Origin of the sequence: Beutenbergia cavernae DSM 12333, from assembly GCF_000023105.1 — a bacterium.
Classification (GTDB): Bacteria; Actinomycetota; Actinomycetes; order Actinomycetales; family Beutenbergiaceae; genus Beutenbergia; species Beutenbergia cavernae.
This window is the reverse complement of sequence record NC_012669.1, coordinates 4,203,503-4,225,359: the sequence shown is the minus strand read 5'-3', so window position 1 is coordinate 4,225,359 and position 21,857 is coordinate 4,203,503. Positions and strand designations below refer to the sequence as shown.

19 protein-coding genes are annotated in these 21,857 nt (G+C 72.0%); 13 read left to right on the top strand and 6 right to left on the bottom strand.

Going from position 1 to position 21,857, the window contains the following annotated elements; all coding sequences use genetic code 11:
* Positions 1–23: 23 nt before the first annotated feature.
* From BCAV_RS19160 to BCAV_RS19150, 3 genes are all read right to left on the bottom strand, one after another.
* Positions 24–1,997: a GTP-binding protein gene (locus BCAV_RS19160; RefSeq protein WP_043350686.1), complete on the bottom strand. Its 1,974-nt coding sequence runs from the start codon at positions 1,995–1,997 to the stop codon at positions 24–26.
* A gap of 149 nt (positions 1,998–2,146) precedes the next feature.
* Positions 2,147–2,797, bottom strand: a complete 651-nt coding sequence (locus BCAV_RS19155; RefSeq protein WP_015884283.1) for a response regulator — start codon at positions 2,795–2,797, stop codon at positions 2,147–2,149.
* On the bottom strand, positions 2,794–3,918 hold the full coding sequence (locus BCAV_RS19150; protein WP_015884282.1) for a sensor histidine kinase: 1,125 nt from the start codon (positions 3,916–3,918) through the stop codon (positions 2,794–2,796). The genes BCAV_RS19155 and BCAV_RS19150 overlap by 4 nt, the downstream gene beginning before the upstream one ends.
* 152 nt (positions 3,919–4,070) lie before the next feature.
* On the opposite strand from BCAV_RS19150, the gene BCAV_RS19145 reads away from it, so the two are divergent.
* From BCAV_RS19145 to BCAV_RS19135, 3 genes are all read left to right on the top strand, one after another.
* The gene (locus BCAV_RS19145; protein ID WP_015884281.1) at positions 4,071–5,063 is read left to right on the top strand and encodes an ABC transporter ATP-binding protein; all 993 of its coding nucleotides are present in this window, start codon (positions 4,071–4,073) and stop codon (positions 5,061–5,063) included.
* On the top strand, positions 5,060–5,863 hold the full coding sequence (locus BCAV_RS19140) for an ABC transporter permease (protein ID WP_015884280.1): 804 nt from the start codon (positions 5,060–5,062) through the stop codon (positions 5,861–5,863). The genes BCAV_RS19145 and BCAV_RS19140 overlap by 4 nt, the downstream gene beginning before the upstream one ends.
* 173 nt (positions 5,864–6,036) lie before the next feature.
* On the top strand, positions 6,037–7,845 hold the full coding sequence (locus tag BCAV_RS19135; protein WP_015884279.1) for a glycoside hydrolase family 183 protein: 1,809 nt from the start codon (positions 6,037–6,039) through the stop codon (positions 7,843–7,845).
* 156 nt (positions 7,846–8,001) lie between these two features.
* Here BCAV_RS19135 and BCAV_RS19130 read toward each other — a convergent pair whose 3' ends face one another.
* Both BCAV_RS19130 and BCAV_RS19125 read right to left on the bottom strand, forming a co-directional pair.
* Positions 8,002–9,708, bottom strand: a complete 1,707-nt coding sequence (locus tag BCAV_RS19130; RefSeq protein WP_015884278.1) for a collagen-binding domain-containing protein — start codon at positions 9,706–9,708, stop codon at positions 8,002–8,004.
* Between the two features lie 152 nt (positions 9,709–9,860).
* On the bottom strand, positions 9,861–11,078 hold the full coding sequence (locus BCAV_RS19125; protein ID WP_015884277.1) for an ROK family transcriptional regulator: 1,218 nt from the start codon (positions 11,076–11,078) through the stop codon (positions 9,861–9,863).
* Positions 11,079–11,205: 127 nt separating this feature from the next.
* Here BCAV_RS19125 and BCAV_RS19120 point away from each other — a divergent pair, with 127 nt between their 5' ends.
* From BCAV_RS19120 to BCAV_RS19090, 7 genes are all read left to right on the top strand, one after another.
* Positions 11,206–12,453, top strand: a complete 1,248-nt coding sequence (locus BCAV_RS19120; RefSeq protein ID WP_015884276.1) for a Tm-1-like ATP-binding domain-containing protein — start codon at positions 11,206–11,208, stop codon at positions 12,451–12,453.
* A complete protein-coding gene (locus BCAV_RS19115; RefSeq protein ID WP_015884275.1) occupies positions 12,446–13,288 on the top strand; it encodes a phosphoenolpyruvate hydrolase family protein in 843 nt (280 codons plus the stop codon). The genes BCAV_RS19120 and BCAV_RS19115 overlap by 8 nt, the downstream gene beginning before the upstream one ends.
* Before the next feature lie 21 nt (positions 13,289–13,309).
* The gene (locus BCAV_RS19110; protein WP_015884274.1) at positions 13,310–13,624 is read left to right on the top strand and encodes an EthD family reductase; all 315 of its coding nucleotides are present in this window, start codon (positions 13,310–13,312) and stop codon (positions 13,622–13,624) included.
* Positions 13,621–14,754, top strand: a complete 1,134-nt coding sequence (locus tag BCAV_RS19105) for a Gfo/Idh/MocA family protein (RefSeq protein WP_015884273.1) — start codon at positions 13,621–13,623, stop codon at positions 14,752–14,754. The genes BCAV_RS19110 and BCAV_RS19105 overlap by 4 nt, the downstream gene beginning before the upstream one ends.
* 143 nt (positions 14,755–14,897) lie before the next feature.
* A complete protein-coding gene (locus tag BCAV_RS19100) occupies positions 14,898–16,277 on the top strand; it encodes an extracellular solute-binding protein (RefSeq protein ID WP_015884272.1) in 1,380 nt (459 codons plus the stop codon).
* Between the two features lie 37 nt (positions 16,278–16,314).
* Positions 16,315–17,265 (top strand): carbohydrate ABC transporter permease, encoded by a 951-nt coding sequence (locus tag BCAV_RS19095; protein ID WP_144016828.1) that lies wholly within the window; start codon positions 16,315–16,317, stop codon positions 17,263–17,265.
* The gene (locus BCAV_RS19090; RefSeq protein WP_015884270.1) at positions 17,262–18,164 is read left to right on the top strand and encodes a carbohydrate ABC transporter permease; all 903 of its coding nucleotides are present in this window, start codon (positions 17,262–17,264) and stop codon (positions 18,162–18,164) included. Before BCAV_RS19095 ends, BCAV_RS19090 begins: the two co-directional genes overlap by 4 nt.
* A 12-nt stretch (positions 18,165–18,176) precedes the next feature.
* Here BCAV_RS19090 and BCAV_RS21855 read toward each other — a convergent pair whose 3' ends face one another.
* Positions 18,177–18,791, bottom strand: a complete 615-nt coding sequence (locus BCAV_RS21855; RefSeq protein WP_015884269.1) for a pyridoxine/pyridoxamine 5'-phosphate oxidase — start codon at positions 18,789–18,791, stop codon at positions 18,177–18,179.
* A 126-nt stretch (positions 18,792–18,917) separates the two neighbouring features.
* Between BCAV_RS21855 and BCAV_RS19080 the strand changes: the two genes are divergently transcribed.
* The 3 genes from BCAV_RS19080 to BCAV_RS19070 are packed head-to-tail and all read left to right on the top strand — an operon-like array spanning position 18,918 to position 21,857.
* On the top strand, positions 18,918–19,682 hold the full coding sequence (locus BCAV_RS19080) for an ABC transporter ATP-binding protein (RefSeq protein ID WP_015884268.1): 765 nt from the start codon (positions 18,918–18,920) through the stop codon (positions 19,680–19,682).
* Entirely contained in the window at positions 19,679–20,632 is a 954-nt protein-coding gene (locus BCAV_RS19075) for an ABC transporter permease (protein ID WP_015884267.1), read from the top strand. Before BCAV_RS19080 ends, BCAV_RS19075 begins: the two co-directional genes overlap by 4 nt.
* 46 nt (positions 20,633–20,678) lie before the next feature.
* The gene (locus BCAV_RS19070) at positions 20,679–21,857 is read left to right on the top strand and encodes a substrate-binding domain-containing protein (protein WP_015884266.1); all 1,179 of its coding nucleotides are present in this window, start codon (positions 20,679–20,681) and stop codon (positions 21,855–21,857) included.

The following is a 21,857-nucleotide window of genomic DNA, read 5'->3' as shown; positions in this document are numbered from 1 at the left end:
AAGCGACCGCCGGCGCGCCTGCCTCAGCGTGGCACGTCGCGGAACCATCCCTCCCGGTCCCGCGGGTCGGGCCCCGTCCGACGCCGTATCGGCGGCTCCGTCCCGCGCGGTACCGGCGCGTGGTGGTCGAGCCGCGTGACCAGCACCGCCTCCCCGGCGGTCAGGTCCGGCAGAGCGCGGGCGAGCGCGTCGACGTGCGCCGAGGGGACGTGACCGAGCAGGCGGACGCTGCCGCGCTCCGCCGTCGAGGCCGTCGTCGCCGCGCTCAGCCTGCCGAGCAGCGCAGCCACCGATCCGAGCGTCCGCTCCGGAAGGTCCAGCTCGAACGCGTCGAACGGTCGGCACACCTGCGTGCCGGCGCTGGCCAGCGCGGCGTGCAGCACGACGGGTGCGAGGTTGCGGAAGTCCGCACCGACGCTCGACATGGCCTTGTTGAACTTCTGGTGCGCGTGGCTCTGGCGCGGGTAGTACCCGGAGGCGGTCATCGTGACGAGGCAGTCGGTCACCGCCCAGCCGGACGGGCCTGCGCGCAGACCGGCACGCACGCCCGCCTCGGTGGCGGCGATGAACGCGGGGGGCAGGTTGCCCCGCTCGATCCCCGGGGAGAACCTCACGCCGCTGTCCACGGGCAGCGGCTCGACCCGCAGGCCGATGCCGGCCAGGTACGGGTTGCCGCCGGCGCTGATCTGCTCCACCGCCTCACCCACGCCGACGACCCGCTCGAGGCAGATCGTCGACGTCGACGTGAACCGGGCACGCACGCCGAACTGCTCCTCGAGCAGCGCCGCGACGACCTCCCGCTGCACCTCGCCGTGCAGACTGACGGCCGCTTCGCCGTCGGTCTCGTCCAGTCGAAGTCCGATGAGCGGGTCGGAGTCGGCGAGGTCGGTGAGCGCCGCGTACAGCGCGGTGCGCTGCGCGGGGTCCACCGGTTCGACGAGCGACTGCAGCGTGGGCGGGGTGAACCGGTACTCCTGTCGCACCGGGGGGCGACCCACCGTGTCGCCGATGCGGGACGTGGTCGGGCCGCGGACGACGGCGACCTCCCCGGCGCGCACCTCGTCCGCCGCGTGCAGCCCCGACGCCCCGCTCACGGCGATCTCCGTGACGAGCTCCGGTGCCCTCCCCGAGAGCGAGACGCGGTCGCGCACCCGGATCGTCCCGGACCAGGAGCGGAGCCACGCGCGCCGGCCGCGGTCGTCGCGGTCGACGGCGAACACGGTGGCGGCGGGTCCGCCGTCGTCGGGACCCTCGCGGCGCGGCGCTCGCGGGAGCACGTCGGTGAGCACCTGCCGCAGCATGCCCGTCCCGGCTCCCGTGATCGCCGAGCCGCACACGACGGGGACGAGCGTGCCGGCCCGCACGCCGCGGCGCAGCGCGTGGCGCACCTGACGGGCGCGCACCGGGGCGCCGTCGACCCACCGCGCGAGGACCGAGTCGTCGGCGGCGGCCACCGCCTCGACGACCGACGCGTCGGTGAGCGGCACGGCGTGGACGCGCGCCTCGCGTGTGCCCACGTGCTCGGCGCGCGTGAGCGTGACCAGATCGGCGTCGAGTCGTCGGCGCACCTGAGCGAGCGTGCGCTCGACGTCGGCGGCCGCGCGGTCGACCTTGTTGAGGAACAGCGCGGTCGGGATCCGCAGGCGTCGCAGAGCCCGCCACAGCACGACCGTCTGCGACTGGACCCCTTCGACGCACGAGAGCACGAGCACCGCCGCGTCGAGCACGGCGAGCGAGCGCTCGACCTCGGCGATGAAGTCGGGGTGGCCCGGCGTGTCGATGACGGTGACGGTGACGTCGTCGACCGGGAACGACGTCACGGCCGCGCGGATCGTGATGCCGCGGCGGCGCTCGAGATCCATCGAGTCGGTGCGGGTGGTGCCCGCGTCGACGCTCCCGGGCGCGTCGACGACGCCCGCGTCGTACAGCAGGCGTTCGGTCAGGGACGTCTTGCCGGCGTCAACGTGCGCGACGATCCCGAGGTTGAGGTAGGGCAGGGGTGAGGGCAACGAACGGCTCCACGGTGGGACGGGTCAGGGTCCGGGGCGTGGAAGCTGCTCGCATGATCGTCCTCTCGCGGGTCGGGCCGGGTGCCTGCCCGCGAGCATGCCCCTCGGCCGGCGGCGGCGTCGAGGGAATTCGGTGGCTACCGCAGGAGGCCGTGGTGCAGCGCCCGGAGCACGGCGCGCGTGCGATCCCGCGTGCCGAGCTTGAGCAGCACCGTCGACACGTGGTTCTTCACGGTCCCCTCGGCGAGATGGAGCGCCTCGGCGATCTCCCGGTTGGAGTACCCGGCCGCGAGCAGGCGCAGGATCTCGAGCTCGCGGCTGGTGAGCTCCTGGACGTCGCCCGCCGCGGCGTCGTCGAGCGGGACGGACCCGGCCCGCACGGCCCGCAGCACGCGTTCGGTGATCGCGGGCTGGACGAGCGTGCCGCCCCCGGCGAGCGTCCGCACGGCGTCGACCAGGGAGTCCAGCGTGACGTCCTTGAGCAGGTAGCCGCGTGCGCCGGCGGCGATCGCCGCCAGGGCGAGCTCGTCGTCGTCGAACGTCGTGAGGACGAGCACCGGCACGTCGAGCTCCCCGGCGCGCAGGGCCTCGAGCAGCCACAGCCCGTCGTGCCGGGGCATGCGCAGGTCGAGCAGCACGACGTCCGGGTCGTGCTCGCGGACGGCGGCGAGGCCGGCCAGTCCGTCGTCGGCCTCGGCGACGACGTCGACGTCGGGTGCGAGCTCGAGCAGCCCTCGGATCCCCTGGCGCACCAGGGTCTGGTCGTCGACGACGAGGAGGCGGATCACGACGCCGGCACCCGCGCCCGCACGTGGAACCCGCCGCGCGCGGAGAACGTGGCCTCGCCCCCGAGGTCGGCGACGCGCTCGGCGAGTCCGCGCAGGCCGTTGCCGACGACGATCCGCTCCGCACCGCGGCCGTCGTCGCTCGCCTCCAGCACGAGTGCTCCGTCGTCGCCGAGCCGCACCTCGATCCACAGGTGCTCGGCGCCGGAGTGGCGGATCGCGTTCGTCACGACCTCCTGGACGCAGCGCACGAGCGCGATCGTGCGGATCTCGTCCGCCTCGACGTCGTCGGCGACGTCCAGGTGCACCCGCGGCGCCGGCAGGTCCGCCACCAGGGACGCCAGGGTGCGGCGCAGGTCGGGCGCACGCTCCCGCAGCTCGCCGACGACCTGGCGCACGTCCGCGAGCAGGTCCCGGGCGATCCCACGCGCCCGGACCACGTGCTCGGCGGCCGGCGGGGCGCTCCGGTGCGAGGCGATCTCGAGCTCCAGGGCGAGCACCGTGAGCTGGTGCCCGACGGCGTCGTGCAGCTCGCGGGCGATGCGGAGCCGTTCGTCGGCGCGGGTCGCCGAGGCGAGGAGGGTGCTGGTCGCGCGGAGCTCCGTGTGGGCGACGGCGAGGGCACTGCGCATCTCCACCTCGCGCAGCTGCGCGCGGACGGCGAAGTACGAGCCGAGCTGGAGCAGCGTGTACAGGCCGCCGCCGAGCACGGCGTCGAGGACCTGCCCGGTCGCCGCCCAGGCCGTGAACGCCACCGTGGCCGAGTTCGCGACGACGACCGCCGCCGTCGTCCGCCACCGCACGAGGTACGCGCTCGCCGCCGCGGTGTAGACCAGGAGGATCGGCGTCCAGCCGGCGCCGGGCGCCGACGCGACGAGCACGATGCCGAAGGCCACCTGCGCGCCGAACGCCGCGAGTGCGACGCGCCGTCGGACCTCGTGCTGGAACCACGACGAGACGACGAGCGCGACGAGATACCCCACGTAGCACGCCCACCAGATGCCGCCGGGGAGCACCGAGATCTGCCCGCCCTGGAGCTGGACGGTCAGGAGGACGGCGCCCACCGCCAGGCAGATGAGCGTGCCGAACGCTCCCGCCCAGAGGTTCGGGTCGCGTCTGTCCACCGCTCGAGCGTACGGCGCACCCCTGGCGGACGGGAGTGCCGGAAGTCATGGCGGAAGTCGGTGACGTCCGGCACGCGCGCCGGCGGCGTCGTCGTCCCTAACGTCGAGGGACCGGACGCCGCCCGTGCGCACCGGCCCAGGAGGAGCCTGCGATGACAGCGATCCACGTCCACGAGCTGCGCAAGCGGTACGGACCGCGCGTCGCCGTCGACGGCGTCGGCCTCACGGTGCGGCCGGGCGAGGTGTTCGGGATCCTCGGCCGCAACGGCGCCGGCAAGACCACGACCGTCGAGGCGATCGCCGGCCTGCGACGGCCCGACGCCGGCACGGTCCGCGTGCTCGGCCTCGACCCGTGGCGCGACCGGCTGCGCCTGCGGCAGGTGCTCGGCGTGCAGCTCCAGGACACCCAGCTCCACCACGCGCTGACCGTCCACGAGCTGGTCCGCCTGTACCGCACGTTCTACGCCAGCGGCGCCGTCGTCAGCGACCTCATCGAGGCCGTCGGCCTCAGCACCCACCGCGACGTGCGCTTCGAGCGGCTCTCCGGTGGCCAGCAGCAGCGGCTGTCGATCGCGCTGGCGCTGGTCGGCCGGCCGCGCGTCGTGATCCTCGACGAGCTCACGTCGGGCCTCGACCCCGAGGCTCGGCGCCACATCTGGGCGATCGTGGAGGACCTGCGCGACGACGGCGTCACGGTGCTCCTGGTGAGCCACCTCATGGAGGAGGTCGAGCGGCTGTGCGACAGGGTCGCGCTGCTCGAGCGCGGGAGGTTGGTCGCGACTGACACGCCCTCGGGCCTCGTCGAGCGCGCGGGCCTCGGCCAGCGCGTGCGGTTCCGGGTGGCGTCGGGTGCACCGTTCGACGCCGGTCTGGTGCGGGACCTGCCCCAGGTCGAGCAGGTGGAGGTCCGCGGCGACGAGGTGAGCGTGCACGGCGGCGGCGACCTGCTCGGTGAGGTGAGCACCGCCCTCGTGCGCGCGGGGGTGGTCGCGACCGAGACGCGCCTCGAACGAGCCACGCTCGACGACGCGTTCCTCGCGCTCACCGGGAGCGCGCTCGAGAACACCGATGCCGACGGCGATCCCGACGCCGGCGGCGACGCCGGCCCGCGCGTCGCCCGCCACAACCAGGAGGTCTCCCGATGACCGCTCCCGCCGCCTCCATCTACCCCGGTGGTCAGGCGATCCCGGCGCGCCGACCCGGGCCGCGCGCCTGGGTCGCGCTCGTGGGTGCCGAGTCCCGCATGGTGGTCCGCGACACGGCCGGCCTCGTCGTCCCGATCGCGCTCCCGCTGCTGTTCCTGGTGATGAACAGCCTCGGCGTCCCGACCGATCCGCTCCCGGGCGCGGGCGGGATGTCCGCGTTCGACGTCTTCGTCGTGCCGCTCATCCTCACCATCGTGATCGCGACCATCGGGGTGGTCAACATGCCGAGCTTCCTCGCGTACTACCGCAAGGGCGGCGTGCTGCGCCGGCTGGCCGTCACGCCGGCGTCGCCCGGGATGATCCTCGTGGCCCAGGTCATCACGAGCGCCCTCCAGACGATCGTCGGCATCGCGCTCGCGCTCGGCGTGGCGGTGCTCTGGCTCGGCGCACAGCTGCCGGCGCGACCGGGGCTCGCCATCGGCGTCCTGGCTCTCGCCGCCGCGGCGATGTACGCGCTCGGCATGGCCGTCGCGGCGCTCGCGCCGTCCGGAAACGCGGCGACGGCGACCGGTCTGGGGCTGTTCTTCGCCCTCGGTGCGATCGGCGGGATGTTCGGACCGACGACGAACCTGCCGGACGGCGTCGCCCGCGTGGGGGAGATGCTGCCGTTCGGCGCGTCCGTGCAGGCCCTGAGCGCCGCGTGGGTGGGTCAGGTGCCGGAGCCGCAGCACCTGGTGGCACTCGCGGTCACCGTCGTCGTGAGCGGAGGAGTGGCCGCGCGCTTCTTCCGCTGGGAGTGAGGGGCGTCCGGTCGACGGCGCGGCCTCCGTTCGGCAGAGCTGTGAACGCCTGGCGGCAGCATGCGCCGTCAGGCGTTCGCGGCTCCCGCCCACGTCCGCGGGGCCTTGACCCTGCCGGACGCCCTCCCGTACGGTCCGGTAATCGATTGCTCGCCCGCTCGTCGAGGAGTGACGTGCCCCATCCGCACGCCGAGTGCACGACCCTTCCGCCGTCGCGCGGCGTGTCGCCGGCAGAGATCACGCACTCGGCGCGCAGGCGGGTCGCAGCCGCTGCCGCCACGAGCCTGACGTTCCTCGCCCTCGCCGCGTGCGCGCCGGCCGGAAGCGAGCTCCCCACCCCCACCGAGAGGCCCGACGACGTGCACGAACCCACCTCGACGTTCTTCGCCACCGTCGACATCCCGTACCACTCCACGGTCCGCACCGACAGCGACGGCGACCTGTGGCCGGCTGCGTGGGCCGACGACGGCGCGCTCTACAGCGCGAACGGTGACGGGCGCGGCTTCTCGGACCTGGCCTGGGCCGACATCGTGGTCAACCGCATCGACGGCACGCCCGAGGAAGGACTGACGGGTGAACGCCTGCAGCACTCCGGCGCCGTCGCGCCGATCTGGTCCGACCCGAGCCAGTACAACCGCAAGCCCACCGGCATGGTGGCGGTGGACGGCGACGGCGACGGCCGCGACGAGCTGTACCTCGCCGTCCAGGATCTGCGCATGCCGCCGTCCGAGCACGCGTTCAACGACGCCCCGACGGCGACGATCGTGCGGTCCGACGACTACGGGCGCACGTGGACGTGGCCGGAGCTGCCGATGTTCACCGACCACGTCTTCACGACGGTGATGTTCCTCGATCTCGGCCAGAGCAACTCCCGGGCCGGCGCCGTCGAGCCCGGCGGCGAGGAGTACGTGTACGCGTACGGGCTGGACCACAACTGGCGCGACTCGTTCTCCGACGTCGTGCCCGACCCCGTCGACCTGTACCTCGCCCGCGCGCCGAAGGGCGCGATCCAGGACCGCGACGCGTGGGAGTTCTTCGCCGGGAGCGACCGGGATCAGCCTCGCTGGTCGGCCGACGTCGCCGACCGGGTGGCGGTGCTCCACGACGACCGGCGCGTCTACCCGGAGCTCGCCGTCGACGGCCCGACGTACATGTCGGTGCTGTCCCAGAGCGGCGTCGTCTACGACGAGGCGATCGACCGGTACCTCTACGCGTCGTGGACCGAGTTCACGTGGGAGCTGTACGAGGCGCCGGCGGCCTGGGGGCCGTGGACGCTGTTCGCGAGCCGCGACTTCGGGCCGTACCCGTGGCTCGGGGAGGGCAACGCGGACGGGAGGATCAACGGCGGGTACGCCGTCACGATGCCCTCGAAGTTCATCTCCGACGACGGCCTGCACCTCTGGGCCCAGGCGAACTGGTTCGTGGGTGCGCTGACCCCGGAGGAGAACACGTACCACTACGCGCTGCGGCCGATCACCCTCACGCTGCGTGCTGACTCCGCCGACGCCTCCTTCGAGGCCGACGGCGGAACGAACGTCGCGGCGTCGTCATCGGGTTCCGGGGTGGTCGCCACGGACACGCACTCCCAGCTCGGCGCGATCGGTGCGCTGAACGACGGCGACCCGGCGACGTCGGTGTCCTCCTGGAACGGCACGCTCAAGACGCGCGACGTGTGGGGCTACACGTGGCCGCAGCCTGTCACGGTGGACCGAATCGTCATGGCCCCGGGCGACGTGACCGACGCCGGCGGGTGGTTCGCCGGCGACCTCGCGATCGAGGTGCGGCGCGACGGCGAGTGGGAGGTGCTGGACGGCGTCCGCGTCGACCCGGAGTACCCGTTCGACGCGAGCGCCGCCGACGCCGAGGAGTACAGGTTCACGTTCGACGCCGTGACCGTCGACGGCGTGCGGGTGGTCGGGCGGCCCGGCGGCAGCGGGGCGTTCACGTCCGTCGCGGAGCTCGAGGTCCTCGCCGCCGGCTGACGCCGCGACCAGGCGATGACTCGCGTGTCGGGCCGCGACCAGGCGATGAGTCGCGTGTCGGGCCGCGACCAGGCGATGAGTCGCGTCGGAGCGGCCACGAACGCGAGCTATCGCCTGGTCGGGCACCTCGGCAGGTGCGCACGACGCGCCGGACCGTCAGGCCCGGTGCCGCCACGCGACGAGCACCAGGCTCGTTCCGGCGAGCACCGCCGCGCCGACCGCCGCGAGCGCCCATCCCGCGTCCACGCCGGTGCCCGGCAGCGTCCCGTCCGTCGAGGACGATGGCGGAGCGCTGGGGTCCGCCGGGTCGCTCGGCTCTGCCGGGTCGACGGGGTCGCTCGGGTCGGTCGGGTCGACGGGGTCGGTCGGGTCCACCGGGTCGGTCGGATCGTCCGGCGTCGCGACGTTCGTCAGCGCGAGCTCGACGGCGTCGGCCCCGGTGATCGTGACCGTCACCCAGCCGTCGGCGTCCGCCTCGACGGCGACGCCGTCGACGGTCCACGCGGGTGCGCCCCAGGCGACGCCGTCGACCACGGGGAGCGGCGTCACCTCGCGCACCGACACGACAGTGCCCACCGGCAGCGCGTCCACGAGGTCGGACACCGCGCCCGCGGTGAGCTCCACGGCCACGGCCGGGCCGCCGTCGATCCGGTACTCCACGGTGAAGGCGGTGTCCGCGGGCACCGCGGCCGCGGCGTCGCCGGTGACGGTCTTCGCCACCGTGAAGCCGCCGGTCACGGGCGGGGTCACCGTGCCGCACGGCAGCGTCCCGGCGAAGAAGTAGGCGTGCGCCTCGCCGGAGCGGTCGGCTAGGTGGACGTCCCGCCCGATGACCTGCCCGTCGAGAGGCTGCGCGAGCACCGTCACGGCGGCGTCGGGCGCGTAGATCGAGCCGTCGATCCGGGACGATGCCGCGCTCACCGTGACCGGGCCGGTGACGGCTGACAGATCCCACATGATGTACGGCGCGTACGCGACCGAGTCCGTCCGCGGCGTGGAGACCGCCGTCGTGCCGGCGTCCACGCGGATGACGAGCGGGTTGGCGGCACCTGGCGTCACCGAGCCGCTGAACTGGAGGAGCCCGGCGCCGGCGATGTCGGAGTACGAGACGACGTTGGGCTGCGCGTCGGAGAGCGGCTCGAGGACGACGCGGTCGCCGACGTCCTCCGCGACGCCCACGTGGTGCGCGAGGCCGGTCCCGGGATCAGCGACGGAGGCGAGGCATTGCGCCGCCTGGTCGTACGTCCACGTCATGCCGGCCTCGACGTACGCCGCCACCGAGCTCTGCTCGGTCAGGACCGACGCCATCGGATCCGCGGGCGGCGCGGGATAGGCCTGCGCCATCGCGTCGATGTACGGCGCCGCGTCGACGTCGGCGCCGAGGCGCAGGTAGCGGATGAAGCCAGCACGGTCGACGACGGTGAACGCCGGGTCCGCCGTCGTCATCTTGAGGTACCCCTCGGCCTCGGCGGTACCCGCCGGGGCGCCCGCGTTCGTGATGCGTACGATGCCCGGGCTCGACTCGTCGAGCGTGCCGATGAGGAGCCGGGTGGGATCGCCGTCGACGGTCGGGATCGTGTAGGCGCCGGTGCCGGCCGCGAGATGCAGCACGGAGTACCCGTCGCTGTCGATGCGGAGCGTGCCGCCGACGGCGATCGCGCCCTCCGTCTCCGCGTTGCCGAGGACGGCGTCCTCGCGCGCGTAGACGCTGTATCCGCCTGCCGCGACGAACGGGTTGAAGCCGTCCGGGTCGTCGGCCGAGGCGGGCGCGGCGGCAGCGGCGACGCCCGCGAGAGCGAGGACGCCGACGAGTGCACTGGTCAGGACGCGCGCGGGGTGGTGCGCCCGGCGGGTGATGCTCACGGGGACTCCGAATGTTCTGTGCCGACCGGCTGATCCAGCGGCGTGCACTGAGTGCAACATTCGCCCCGACCCCGATCTGGGGGACGTAGGTCCCGTTCGGTCCCGTACCGGCTGTGGCCTCCGTCACACGTCAGGTCCGAACACGGGTAGCTCTAGCCCGCGCGGCGCGCGAGGCGCGCGTCGATCGCCGCCGGCTCGAGGAGCATCTCGATGGCGAGCGTGGCGGCGCCGAGCGTCCCGGCGTCCTCGCCGAGGGACGCCCGCGCGATCGTGAGGGACTCGGTGGCCGGCGGCACCGCACGCGTGGCGACGGCTTCCCGGATCCCGGCCAGGAGGTTGTCGCGGGCGTCGGCGAGGTATCCCCACACGACGACGACGTCCGGGTTGAGCAGGTTGATCGCGCCGGCGAGCACCTCGCCGACCTCGCGCCCCGCCTGCCGGACGAGCTGTGCCGTCGTCGGATCGCCCTGGAGTGCGAGCCGCATGATCTCGCGGGTCGACGACGCCGTCACGCCCATCTCGGCCAGGCGCGGCAGGAGCGCCGCGCCCGCCGACGTCGCGTTGAGGCAGCCGCGGTTCCCGCACGGGCACTGGGCCGTGCTGCCGGAGACCGCCGTGTGGCCGATCTCGCCGGCGAGCCCGGCGCCGCCGTCGATCGTCCGGTGGTCGACGACGATCCCGCACCCGATCGCCGTACCGACCTTGACGCAGAGGAGGACGCGAGCGTCGGGCCAGTTGTACCGGTGCTCCGCCAGGGCGAGCATGCTGACGTCTCGGCCCATGCGGACAGGGACGCCCAGCGCGGCACCGACGTGCGCCGCGACGTCGAAGCCGGCCCAGCTCGGGGAGTCAGGGGTGACGTCCGCTGTCGCGAGCTCGACCCGGCCCGGAACGCCGACAGCTGCTCCCCAGAGCTCCTCCCGTTCCCGGCCGACCAAGGCCAGCTCGTCGTCGACCGCCTCGCAGACGGCGTCGAGCACGACGTGTGGCCCCGTCGCCACGTCGACGTCCACGGTCCGGCTGGTCAGCACCTCGCCGGCGAGGTCGGTGACGGCGACCCGGCTCCCGGACATGCCCAGCTGGATCCCCACCGTCAGTCCGGTGTCAGGACGGAACGCGAAGCGCGCCGACGGTCGGCCCCGTCCCATCTGGGTCTCTCCGTCCGACTCCACGAGGCCGGACGACATCAGCAGGTCGACTCGCTCCGTGACGGTGGAGCGCGATACCCCGAGGGTGGCGGCGATCCTCGAGATGGTGACGGCGCTTCCGGAGCGGATCAGCTGGAGGATCGAGCCGGCGCCCGCGATCCGGGCCGGCGCGCCGTCGGCGCCTCCGGGCCCCCTGCTGTCGATGTGTGCCGAGATGGCCACGCGGTGATCTCCTCTGCGACGGCGATGGGTGGTGCGGGCTCCATTGTGCCGCACAAGGACGGGTTGACATCGGAGTGCAACGTTAATACGTTGCTCGTCAACGTAAACATCGACAGAGGATGGAGCCGTGAGCAACGTCGCCGGTGCCCAGCACGAGAGACCGTGCGTCCTTCTCGTCGGTGCCCTCGACACGAAGGGCCCCGAGTTCGAGTTCCTTCGGTCAGAAGGGCTGCGTCTCGGCTGCGACGTCCTGCTGCTCGACGTGGGGGTGCTGGGGGCGCCGGCGGTGCTCGCGGACTTCCCGCGCGAGGCGGTCGCCGACGCCGCCGGTGCGGAGCTCGGGGCTCTGGTCTCGACCGGGGACCGGAGCGTGGCGGTGAGCGCGATGGCCCGCGGGGCCGCCCGGCTGGCGGCGGCACTCGCTGACGAGGGCCGGATCGACGGCGTGATCGGTGCGGGCGGCTCCAACGCGGCCTACGTCATGGCGCGCGTCAGCGAGCGGCTCGACGTGGGGTTCCCCAAGGTCCTCGTCTCGACCATGGCCTCGGGCGACACGGCCCGGTACGTCGGCTCGACCGACCTCACGATGATGAACTCGGTCGTGGACGTCAACGGCCTGAACCGGGTCACCCGATCCGTCCTCGGCAACGCGATCCACGCCGTCGTCGGCATGGTCACCAGTCGGGTCCCCGACGACGGGACAGACCGCCCGGTCGCCGCGATCTCGATGTTCGGCGTCACGACCCCGTGCGCGAGCCGGATCGCGTCGACCCTCGACGCCGCGGGCCTCGAGCCGTTGAGCTTCCACGCGAACGGCGCCGGTGGCCGCTCCCTCGAGGCGCTGGCCGGGTCGGGTGCGATCCAGGTGGTGGTCGACATGACGACCACGGAGCTGGCCGACGAGCTGTTCGGAGGCGTGTGCAGCGCGGGGCCGGACCGGCTGACGGCGGCGGGCCGGCTGGGCGTGCCGCAGGTCGTCAGCCTCGGTGCGCTCGACATGATCAACTTCGGCGCCGCCGCGGCCCTCCCGGAGCACCTGCGCGGCCGGCTCTGGCACGAGCACAACCCCGAGGTGACGCTCGTCCGGACGAACGCCGAGGAGTGTGCGGAGCTCGGTGGCGTGCTCGCCGCGCGACTCAACGCCGCCCTCGGACCCCGGACTGTCGTCGTGCCCGCACGCGGCTTCTCCGCGCTGTCGGTACCAGGTGAGCCGTTCCAGGATCCTCACGCGGACCGCGCCCTCGTCGACGCCCTGCTCGGTGCCCTGGACGACGACGTCACGAGCGTCGTCCTCGACGTCGACATCAACGACCCACTCGTCGCGGACGCGATGTCCCGCGCCACCCTGAGCCTCATGGAGGAAGCACGTGTCTGACCGACGTACCGAGCTCCTGGATCGCCTGAACGCCAAGATCGCCGCCGGGGACGCGATCATCGGCGGGGGCGCGGGAACCGGGCTCTCCGCGAAGTGCGCCGAGGCGGCGGGCCTCGACCTCATCGTCATCTACAACTCGGGCCGGTACCGGATGGCCGGTCGCAGCTCGATGGCCGGACTCATGCCGTACGGCGACGCGAACGCCATCGTCATGGAGATGGCGGACGAGGTCCTCCCCGTCGTCGACCGGATCCCCGTGTTCGCCGGCGTGTGCGGCACCGACCCGTTCCGTTCGATCCCGCGGTTCCTCGACGACGTCGTGCGGGCCGGGTTCACCGGCGTCCAGAACTATCCGACGGTGTGCCTGTTCGACGGGATGATCCGGGCGAACCTCGAGGAGACCGGCCTCGGGTTCGACAAGGAGGTCGACATGATCGCGGCCGCTCGGGAGCGCGGCCTCGCGACGATGGCCTACGTGGCGAACGAGGACGAGGCCGTCGCGATGACCGAGGCCGGGGCGGACATCCTCGTTCCGCACATGGGGCTCACGACGTCCGGGATGATCGGCGCCCGGACGGCGTTCACGCTCGAGGACGCCGCCGAGCGGGTCGCGATCCTGCGCAAGGCGATCGTCGGCGTCCGCTCCTCCGCGATCGTCCTGTGCCACGGCGGCCCGATCGCCGCGCCCGACGACGCCACGTTCGTCATCCAGCAGGTCCCCGGCGTCCACGGGTTCCTGGGCGCCTCGAGCATGGAGCGCCTGCCGACCGAGGTCGCGATGGTCGACCACATGAGCTCGTTCACCCGGCTCCGGCTCGCCGCCGAGCGGGCCTGACCGAGAGAGGAGTCCGACGACATGTATCGCGTGAGCGTCGTCTACGGCGCACCGGACGATCCGCAGGCGTTCGACGACTACTACGAGCGGGTGCACATCCCGTTGGCCAGCAAGATCCCCGGGCTCACCCGGTGGACGTTGACGCGCGCCGATCGGACGGACGGACCGCTCCCCGACGCGTACCTGATCGCTGACCTGTACGCGGAGTCCCGAGACGCGCTGACGGCGGCCCTGGCCTCGCCGGAGGGGCGGGCCGCCGCTGACGACGTCGCCGTGTTCGCCACCGGCGGCGCGACGATGGTCTTCGGTGACGAGGTCGAGGTGAGCCTCCCGTGAGCGCCGGGCTGAGCATCGCCGTCGTCGGACTGGGGTTCGGCGGCGACTTCGTGCCGCTCTACCAGGCGCACCCCGACGTGGGACGGGTCGGCGTCGTCGATCTCGATCCTGCCCGGCTCGACCGCGCCGGCCGCGTGTTCGGCATCGAGGACCGGTACACGCGCTACGAGGACGTGCTGGACGACCCCACCTGGGACGCGGTGCACGTGCTCGCGCCGGTGTCGTTCCATGCCGGGTACACGGTCGCCGCGCTGACGGCGGGCAAGCACGTCGCCTGCGCCGTGCCGATGGCCACGGAGCTCGACGATATCGACGAGATCGTCCGTGTCCAGGTCGCCTCCGGCCGGCGCTACATGATGATGGAGACGTCGGTCTACCAGTGGCAGTTCCGCGCCACGCAGCGGATGCTCGCCGCCGGGGAGCTCGGCGATCTCACGCTCTACCACGGTGTGCACATCCAGAACCTCGACGGCTTCCCGCGGTACTGGCAGGGCTACCCCCCGATGCAGTACCTCACGCACGCTCTCTCCCCGGCGCTCTCGCTGACCGGGACGACCGTGCGCGACGTCGTCGCGTACGGCACGGGGCGGCTCTCGCCCGATCGGGTGGGCGAGTCGGGCAACCCGTTCCCGACCGAGGTCGGCCTGTTCCGCCTGCACGGCCACGACCTCGTGCCCGAGGTGACCATGTCGTTCTTCCAGGTCGCTCGGCCGTACATCGAGGGCTTCAGCGTGTACGGGACCGCGGCCGGCGTGGAGTGGCCGCTCGACGAGCACCTGCCGCCGCGTCGGTACGACCTGCTCGACGTCCCCGCCGGTCACCGCGGCAGGCCGGCGTCGACAGCGGAGGTCGCCGAGGAGCGGGGCGCCGACCTGCTCCCGGCGTCGCTGTCGCCGTTCGTCGCGCCACACGAGATCCGCCCCGTCGACGGCAGCGCGCCGTACCGCCTCGGCGCGGGGCACGGCGGCTCGCACCCGCACCTCGTCCACGAGTTCGTGAGCGCCGTCGTCGCCGACCGCGAGCCGGCGATCGGCACGGCGACCTCCGCCGCGTGGACCGCACCGGGCATCTGCGCCCACGAGAGCGCCCTGCGCGACGGCGAACGCGTCACCGTCCCGCAGTACGCCTAGCCGTCGATCGCCGCGCGTGGCGAGGGCCGGCCATCAGCACGCCCCTGTATTAGCCCGACGAACACCTGAATAACGGGACCAATCAACGTCATTTCCCAGCGACCCCACCGATACCTGTACGACGACGTACCGAGGAGACCACCGTGACCATCCAGCACCCACCCGCCCCCCGCGGATTCTCTCGCCGCGGCTTTCTCCAGCTCGGCGGCGGCGCCGCCCTGGTCGCCGCTGCCGGGCCGGCTCTGACCGCCTGCAGCGGCGGTGGCGACGACATCACGTTCATGTACTGGGGCTCTGCCTACGAGCAGACGGCCATCAAGGACATGCTCGGCAAGTACAACGAGGAGAAGTCCAACGAGGTCCCGGTCAACGGGCAGTACACACCCGTCGGTGACTACGAGACCAAGATCTCGAGCCTCGTCGCGGCCAACACCCCGCCCGACATCGGGTACCTGGGCGTCGGGCAGATGTACGACCTCGCCGGCAAGGACCAGCTGCTCAACCTCTACGACTACGTCGACGCGTACCCCGAGCTGACCGACCGACTGCCGAGCTCGTACTTCTGGTACGGGCCGGACAAGCTCGCGGCGAACCAGCTCGCGATGGGCATGCAGATCCTGTACTTCAACACCGACTCGTTCGAGGCGGCAGGGCTGGAGCGGCCGCCGTTCGAAGCGACCTCCGCCTGGTCGTGGGACGAGTTCGTGGAGGCGGCGATCGCCCTCACGCTCGACGACGAGGGGCGCAACCCGTCGGAGAGCGGCTTCGACGCGTCGAACGTCGCACAGTTCGGCACGATCGCGCCGTTCGGGGGAGGCGGACTCAACGCGCTGCTCGCGTCCAACGGCGCCGGCTACGTCAGCGAGGACGGCCTGCAGTACACGCTCGACTCGGCGGAGGCGATCACGGTCCTGCAGAACATCCAGGACCTCGTCTACGAGCACCGGGTGGCGCCCTCGCCGGCCCAGCTCGGGAAGAACGCTCCGACGACGTCGGTCCAGCTCCAGACGCAACGCGTCGCCATGATCGTCGACGGCAACTGGGCGATGCTCGACCTGCTCGAGAGCGAGGTTCCGTTCGGCGTCGCCGTCCTCCCTCAGTACCAGGTGCCGCTGACCGCGACGGGCGGTGCCGCGGGGGCGATCTTCGCCGCCACCGAGCACCCGGAGGAGGCCGTCGAGCTCTACCTCTACTACAACGACCCGGAGAACGTGGACCTCTTCCAGAACGGCCTCTGGGCGCCGCTCCAGGAGAAGTACTACACGGACGAGGCAGAGATCGCGAAGTGGGTGGGTGACGACTTCCCGGAGCACTTCCGCGAGGTCGCGATCGACACGACCCTCAATCACGGCGTGACGAACTGGGACCAGCAGACGAAGAACTCCGACTCGCTGTGGCAGAAGATCACGCCGGCGATGGAGAGCCTGCAGACGGGCGACGCGACGGCCGAGGAGGTGGCCCAGGGGCTGCGCGAGGAGATCGAGCCGCTCCTGGAGGGCACGTGGCCGGTCCAGGAGCTGTGAGATCGATGCCGTGGCTCCCGAAGGGCGTGAGGTTCACATGACCGCAACCGTCGACGCCAGGCCGCGCACGCCGTCGTCACCCCCGACGCGCGGACGTAGCAAGGCCGGCCGCATCGAGGGCCGTTGGGGAGTGATGATGGCGCTCCCGGCCATCATCGGGTTCGTCGCGTTCACGCTGGCCCCGATGATCGCGTCCCTGTTCATCAGCCTGACTGACTGGACGATCGGTGCCGCCCCGCAGTTCGTCGGCGTCGAGAACTACGTGCGGATGTTCTCCGCTGACTCGAGCTTCTTCTCGTCGCTCTGGGCGACGGTGTACTACACGCTCGGTGCGGTTCCGCTGTCGATCATCGTGGCGTTCGTCGTCGCGCTGCTGCTCAACGCGAACGTCCGGGGCCAGAGCGTCTTCCGCGTCATCTACTACATCCCCGCGATCGTGCCGATCGTCGCGAACAGCATGCTGTGGATCTGGCTGTTCAACCCGGACTTCGGGCTCCTGAACTCGGCCCTGGCGCGCGTCGGTCTCCCGGGGTCGGACTGGATCTTCGCCGAGGAGACGGCGGTTCCGTCGCTCATCCTCATGGCGACGTGGGGCTTCGGGAACATCGCCGTGATCTTCCTCGCGGGGCTCCAGGGGGTGCCGCGGCACCTGTACGAGGCGATCTCGGTGGACGGCGGCGGCGCGTGGAGCAAGTTCCGGCACATCACGTTGCCGATGATGACGCCGGTCATCTTCTACAGCGTCGTGACCGGCGTCATCGGGGCGTTGCAGGTGTTCGTCCAGGCCGCCGTCATGACGGAGGGCGGGCCGAACGACGCCACGCTGTTCTTCGTCTACTACCTCTACCGCACGGCCTTCACGAACAACGAGATGGGCTACGCCAGCGCGCTCGCCTGGATCCTGTTCCTCATCATCATGGCGATCACCGTTCTCCTCTTCCGCAACTCCAACAAGTGGGTCTACTACGAGGCAGGGACGGGACGATGACCGCAGTGATCGCACGCACCGCGTCCGAGCAGCAGGTGCCCGCGGAGCGACGGCGCCCGGCCGGGACGGGCAGATCCCGTCGGCTGAAGCGGGTCGGCATCTACGCGTTCCTCGTGCTCGGCGCGATCCCGACACTGCTGCCGCTGATCTGGCTGGTCCGGAGTGCGCTCATGACGTCGGGTCAGATCTTCATCTCGCCACCGGAGTGGATCCCGGACCCCGTCGCCTGGGACAACTTCGCCGGCGCCCTGACCGCCGTGCCGTTCGGGCGCTACTTCGTCAACACGATGATCATCGAGGTCGGCGTGCTGGTCGGCACGCTGCTGTCCTGCAGCTTCGCGGCGTTCAGCTTCGCCCGGCTGCGGTGGCGCTTCAAGAACGTCGTCTTCGGTCTCCTGATGACCGGCGTCATGCTGCCGTACGCCGTCACGCTGATCCCGACGTTCCTGTTCTGGCAGGCGGTCGGCGCCGTGAACACGTACGTCCCGCTCATCCTGCCCGCGTTCTTCGGGACGGCGGTGTTCAACATCTTCCTGCTGCGCCAGTTCTTCCTGTCGTTGCCGTACGAGCTGGACGAGTCGGCGTACATCGACGGCGCCAACCCGTTCCAGGTGTACTGGCGGATCGTGCTCCCGCTGTCCAAGCCAGCGCTCATGGTGGTCGGCATCTTCACGTTCCTGGGCGTCTGGAACGACTACCTCGGCCCGCTGATCTACCTCAACGACTCCGACATGTACACCCTGGCGATGGGTCTGGCGTCGTTCCAGGGGACGTACACGGCGCAGTGGGGATACCTGATGGCGGCCGCGACGGTCGTCCTGCTCCCGATCATCCTGCTGTTCGCCATCGCGCAGAAGTACTTCGTGGAGGGGATCGCGCTCACCGGCCTGAAGAACTGACGCTGCCGCGGTTCAGGGCAGCACGGGGAACCGGCGCCACGTCCCGGCCGGCCCGAGCACGAACCGCGTCCGGCTCGGCGGCGTGAGGTCGTCCCCGGCCTGCCACAGGTCGACGCGCGACGGCGCGAGTTCGATCGTCGTCCAGCTCTCCGGGACACCGCGGTCAGCGGGGTCGCGCAGCGCCGCACAGTCGAAGGCCCGCCGGAACTCGCCGGGTCCGATCTCGGGCTCGGGACCGTCGAGCGTCGGCAGCAGCTCGTCGTACGCCCAGGCGACGAGCTGCAGCTGCCGCGGCTGCTCGCCGAACGCGGCCCGGGCGACGGCCGCGTCGAGCTCGCGCGCCGGCCCGTGCACCACGACCTGCCGCCCGAGGGCCGGCCAGTGGAACACGCCGCTGGCCTGGTGCCGGGCGGCGAGATCGCGGGTCTTCGTCGTCGGCGCGGAGGAGTGGAACCGGAGCGCTGTGTCGTCGATCGCCGTCACGAGCACCGTCCGCGCGTGCGGCACTCCCGCAGCGTCCGCCGTCGCGAACGTCATGGTCGAGGGCGCGGGGATCGAAGCCTGGGCTGCGTCCTCCACCCAGCGCGCGAGCACCTCGAGCGGGTTCCCGGAGATCTCCTCCGCCATGTCGGCCTCCTCGTCGCGAGTATGCCTCCGCCGGGCGAGAACGGCTCGTCGCGGCTTGGAGGTCGGGCACCGCGTGCTCGATGCTTGGACGGTGATCCAGGTGGAGCGACCCACGAGGTGGCCCGGATGAGCGCTGAACCGCAGCCCGGCGGCCCGGGCGGCGACGTCGCGCTCGCGCTCGACGGCGTCACGAAGCAGTTCCCGACCGGCACGGTCGCGCTGGAGGACGTGAGCATGCGCCTCGCCGCCGGGGAGTTCGTGACGGTGGTCGGCCCGTCCGGCTGCGGGAAGACGACGTTGCTGCGCCTTGCCGCCGGACTCGAGGACGCGACGGGCGGCGCCGTCGCGGTGAACGCGGCCGCCACCAGCTACGTGTTCCAGGATGCGACCCTGCTCGAGTGGCGCAGCGCCGCGAAGAACGTGGAGCTCGTCGGCGAGCTGCGCGGGGTGCCCCGTGCCCGGCGGCGGCAGGCCGCCCAGGATGCCCTCGACCTCGTGGGGCTCACCGGCTTCGAGAAGCAGCACCCGCGCCAGCTGTCCGGCGGCATGCGCATGCGGGTGTCGATCGCCCGCGCCCTCGTGGCCGAGCCGGACCTCGCGCTCTTCGACGAACCGTTCGGAGCCCTCGACGAGATCACCCGTCTCTACATGCAGACCGAGCTGCAGCGCCTGTTCGTGCTCAAGCAGTTCGCCGGCCTGTTCATCACGCACTCCGTCTCGGAAGCCGTCTACCTCTCCACGAGGGTGCTCGTCATGAGTGGGCGGCCGGGCCGGCTCGTGGCCGAGATCCCGGTGCCCTGGGCGTACCCGCGGCCGGCCGAGCTGCGGTTCACCGGCGAGTTCGCCGCGCTCACCGGCGAGGTCTCCGCGGCCCTCGGGGAGCACGCATGAGGCGGGCGAGCGGCGTCGGGCGAGCCCGCGTGAGCCGCCCCGACCCGCCGATCGACCCGGACGCCGAGACCGTCATGCGGGAGGAGGCGGCGGCGTCGGCGATCTCGGGAGCGGACGTCTCGCTGACGATGCCGCACCACGCCACCGGACGCTCCGGCGGAGCTGGCGCCTACCTGCTCGGAAAGGTGGGGCCGATCGTCGCCGCGCTCGCCGGGATCGTCGCCGTCTGGTACCTGGTGAGTCTCGTCGTGCTCAGCCCCGACCGACGGTTCCTGCTGCCCCCGCCGCACGAGGTCGTGGCGAACACGCTCGGGAACCCGAACGTCATGGGACCGATGCTCGCCGCCCTGGGCCAGACCGTGCTCGTGGCGCTCGCCGGGCTGGCGATCGCCGTCGTGCTGGGTCTCGCCTACGCCGTCGTCATGTCCCAGTCCGTGTGGGCGGAGCGCGTCCTCTACCCGTACGCGGTGATCCTGCAGACCATCCCGATCCTGGCGCTCGTGCCGCTGATCGGGATCTGGCTCGGCTACGGCTTCCCGGCCCGCATCGTGGTGTGCGTGATCATCGCGCTCTTCCCGATGATCTCGAACACGCTCTTCGGGCTGCTCTCGGCGAGCCCTGCCGCGCACGACCTGTTCACGCTCAACAAAGCGACCCGCTGGCAGCGACTCGGGAAGCTGCAGTTCCCCGCGGCGCTGCCCTCGATCTTCACCGGGCTGCGCAACGCCGCCGGGCTCAGCGTGATCGGGGCGATCGTCGGCGACTTCTTCTTCCAGCAGGGGAGCCCCGGGATCGGCGGCCTGCTGCGTACCTATACGCTGCGGCTCAACATGGACGCCCTGTTCATGGCGATCATCCTCACCGCCGTGTTCGGCGTCGTCGTCTTCTCGATCTTCGCAGCCCTCGACCGCGCCGTCATCGGCCGGTGGTACGGCCACACAGCTCGTTGACCGACAGCACCGCCCACCCGCAGAGCCGCAGAGCCCAGGAGGCCGCATGAAGCGCAGGATCGCCGTCGTCACCGCGTCAGGGTTCGCGGCCGCGCTCGCGCTCACCGCGTGCGGCGGAGGCGGCGAGCCCGAGGACGCCGGCACGAGCGGACCGGTGGGGGAGCAGGCGGAGGCCGGCGGTCCGCTCGACCTCTCCGACGTCTGCCCGGCGACGGTCGTCATGCAGCAGGACTGGCAGCCGGAGTCCGAGCACGGCGCCATGTACCACCTCGTCGGCGAGGACTACGAGATCGACAGCGACGCGAAGAGCGTCACCGGGTCGCTGGTGGTCGACGGCACCGACACCGGCGTCGACGTCGAGGTGCGTCCCGGCGGGTCGAGCGTCGGGTTCCAGCCGGTCTCCGCGCTCATGTACCTCGACACCGACATCCTCGTCGGCGCGGTCAACACGGACGGCGCGATCGCCGCGCACGCCGAGCACCCGACGGTCGCCGTCACGTCGCAGATGACGGTGAGCCCGCAGATGCTCATGTGGGATCCGGAGACGTACCCGGACGCGACGACGATCGAGGAGGCAGCGGCCGGGGGTGCGCCGGTGGTGACCGCGGGGGAGCTCATCGGCGGCCTGCTCGTCTCCCAGGGGATCATCCAGCCCGACCAGCGCGACTCCTCCTACGAGGGGACGCCGCAGCGGTTCGTCTCGGACCCGTCGATCCTCCAGCAGGGCTTCGCGACGTCGGAGCCGTACGTGTACGAGAACGAGATCACCGAGTGGGGGCGGCCGATCGCGTACCAGCTGCTCGCCGAGGTCGGGTACGCGATCTACCCGGAGCCGATCGTCGTGCGCGAGGCCGACGTGACGGAGCAGGCGGACTGCCTGGCGAAGCTCGTGCCGATCCTGCAGCAGGCGCAGATCGACTTCCTCGCCGACCCGGACGCCACGAACGCGCTGATCGTGGAGCTGGTCGAGGCGTACCAGACGGGGTGGACGTACTCGCCGGAGGTCGCGGAGTTCTCCGTGCAGGCCCAGCAGGAGCTCGGCCTCGTCACCGACGACCCGGCGTCCGGCGTCTTCGGGCAGATCGACCCCGACCGCATGGCCGAGATCGTCGAGACGTTCGCACCGATCCTCGTCGACGCCGGCACGATCCCCGACGCCGAGATCGACCCGGAGTCGCTGTACACGAACGAGTTCATCGACACCTCGATCTCCATCGGGGACTGA

What these genes read in the sequence shown, in the direction of transcription:
- BCAV_RS19070 (WP_015884266.1), top strand. Translation starts at nt 20,679, where the DNA reads ATGAAGCGCAGGATCGCCGTCGTCACCGCGTCAGGGTTCGCGGCCGCG.
- BCAV_RS19075 (WP_015884267.1), top strand. Translation starts at nt 19,679, where the DNA reads ATGAGGCGGGCGAGCGGCGTCGGGCGAGCCCGCGTGAGCCGCCCCGAC.
- BCAV_RS19090 (WP_015884270.1), top strand. Translation starts at nt 17,262, where the DNA reads ATGACCGCAGTGATCGCACGCACCGCGTCCGAGCAGCAGGTGCCCGCG.
- BCAV_RS19095 (WP_144016828.1), top strand. Translation starts at nt 16,315, where the DNA reads ATGACCGCAACCGTCGACGCCAGGCCGCGCACGCCGTCGTCACCCCCG.
- BCAV_RS19080 (WP_015884268.1), top strand. Translation starts at nt 18,918, where the DNA reads ATGAGCGCTGAACCGCAGCCCGGCGGCCCGGGCGGCGACGTCGCGCTC.
- BCAV_RS19110 (WP_015884274.1), top strand. Translation starts at nt 13,310, where the DNA reads ATGTATCGCGTGAGCGTCGTCTACGGCGCACCGGACGATCCGCAGGCG.
- BCAV_RS19145 (WP_015884281.1), top strand. Translation starts at nt 4,071, where the DNA reads ATGACAGCGATCCACGTCCACGAGCTGCGCAAGCGGTACGGACCGCGC.
- BCAV_RS21855 (WP_015884269.1), bottom strand. Translation starts at nt 18,791, where the DNA reads ATGGCGGAGGAGATCTCCGGGAACCCGCTCGAGGTGCTCGCGCGCTGG.
- BCAV_RS19140 (WP_015884280.1), top strand. Translation starts at nt 5,060, where the DNA reads ATGACCGCTCCCGCCGCCTCCATCTACCCCGGTGGTCAGGCGATCCCG.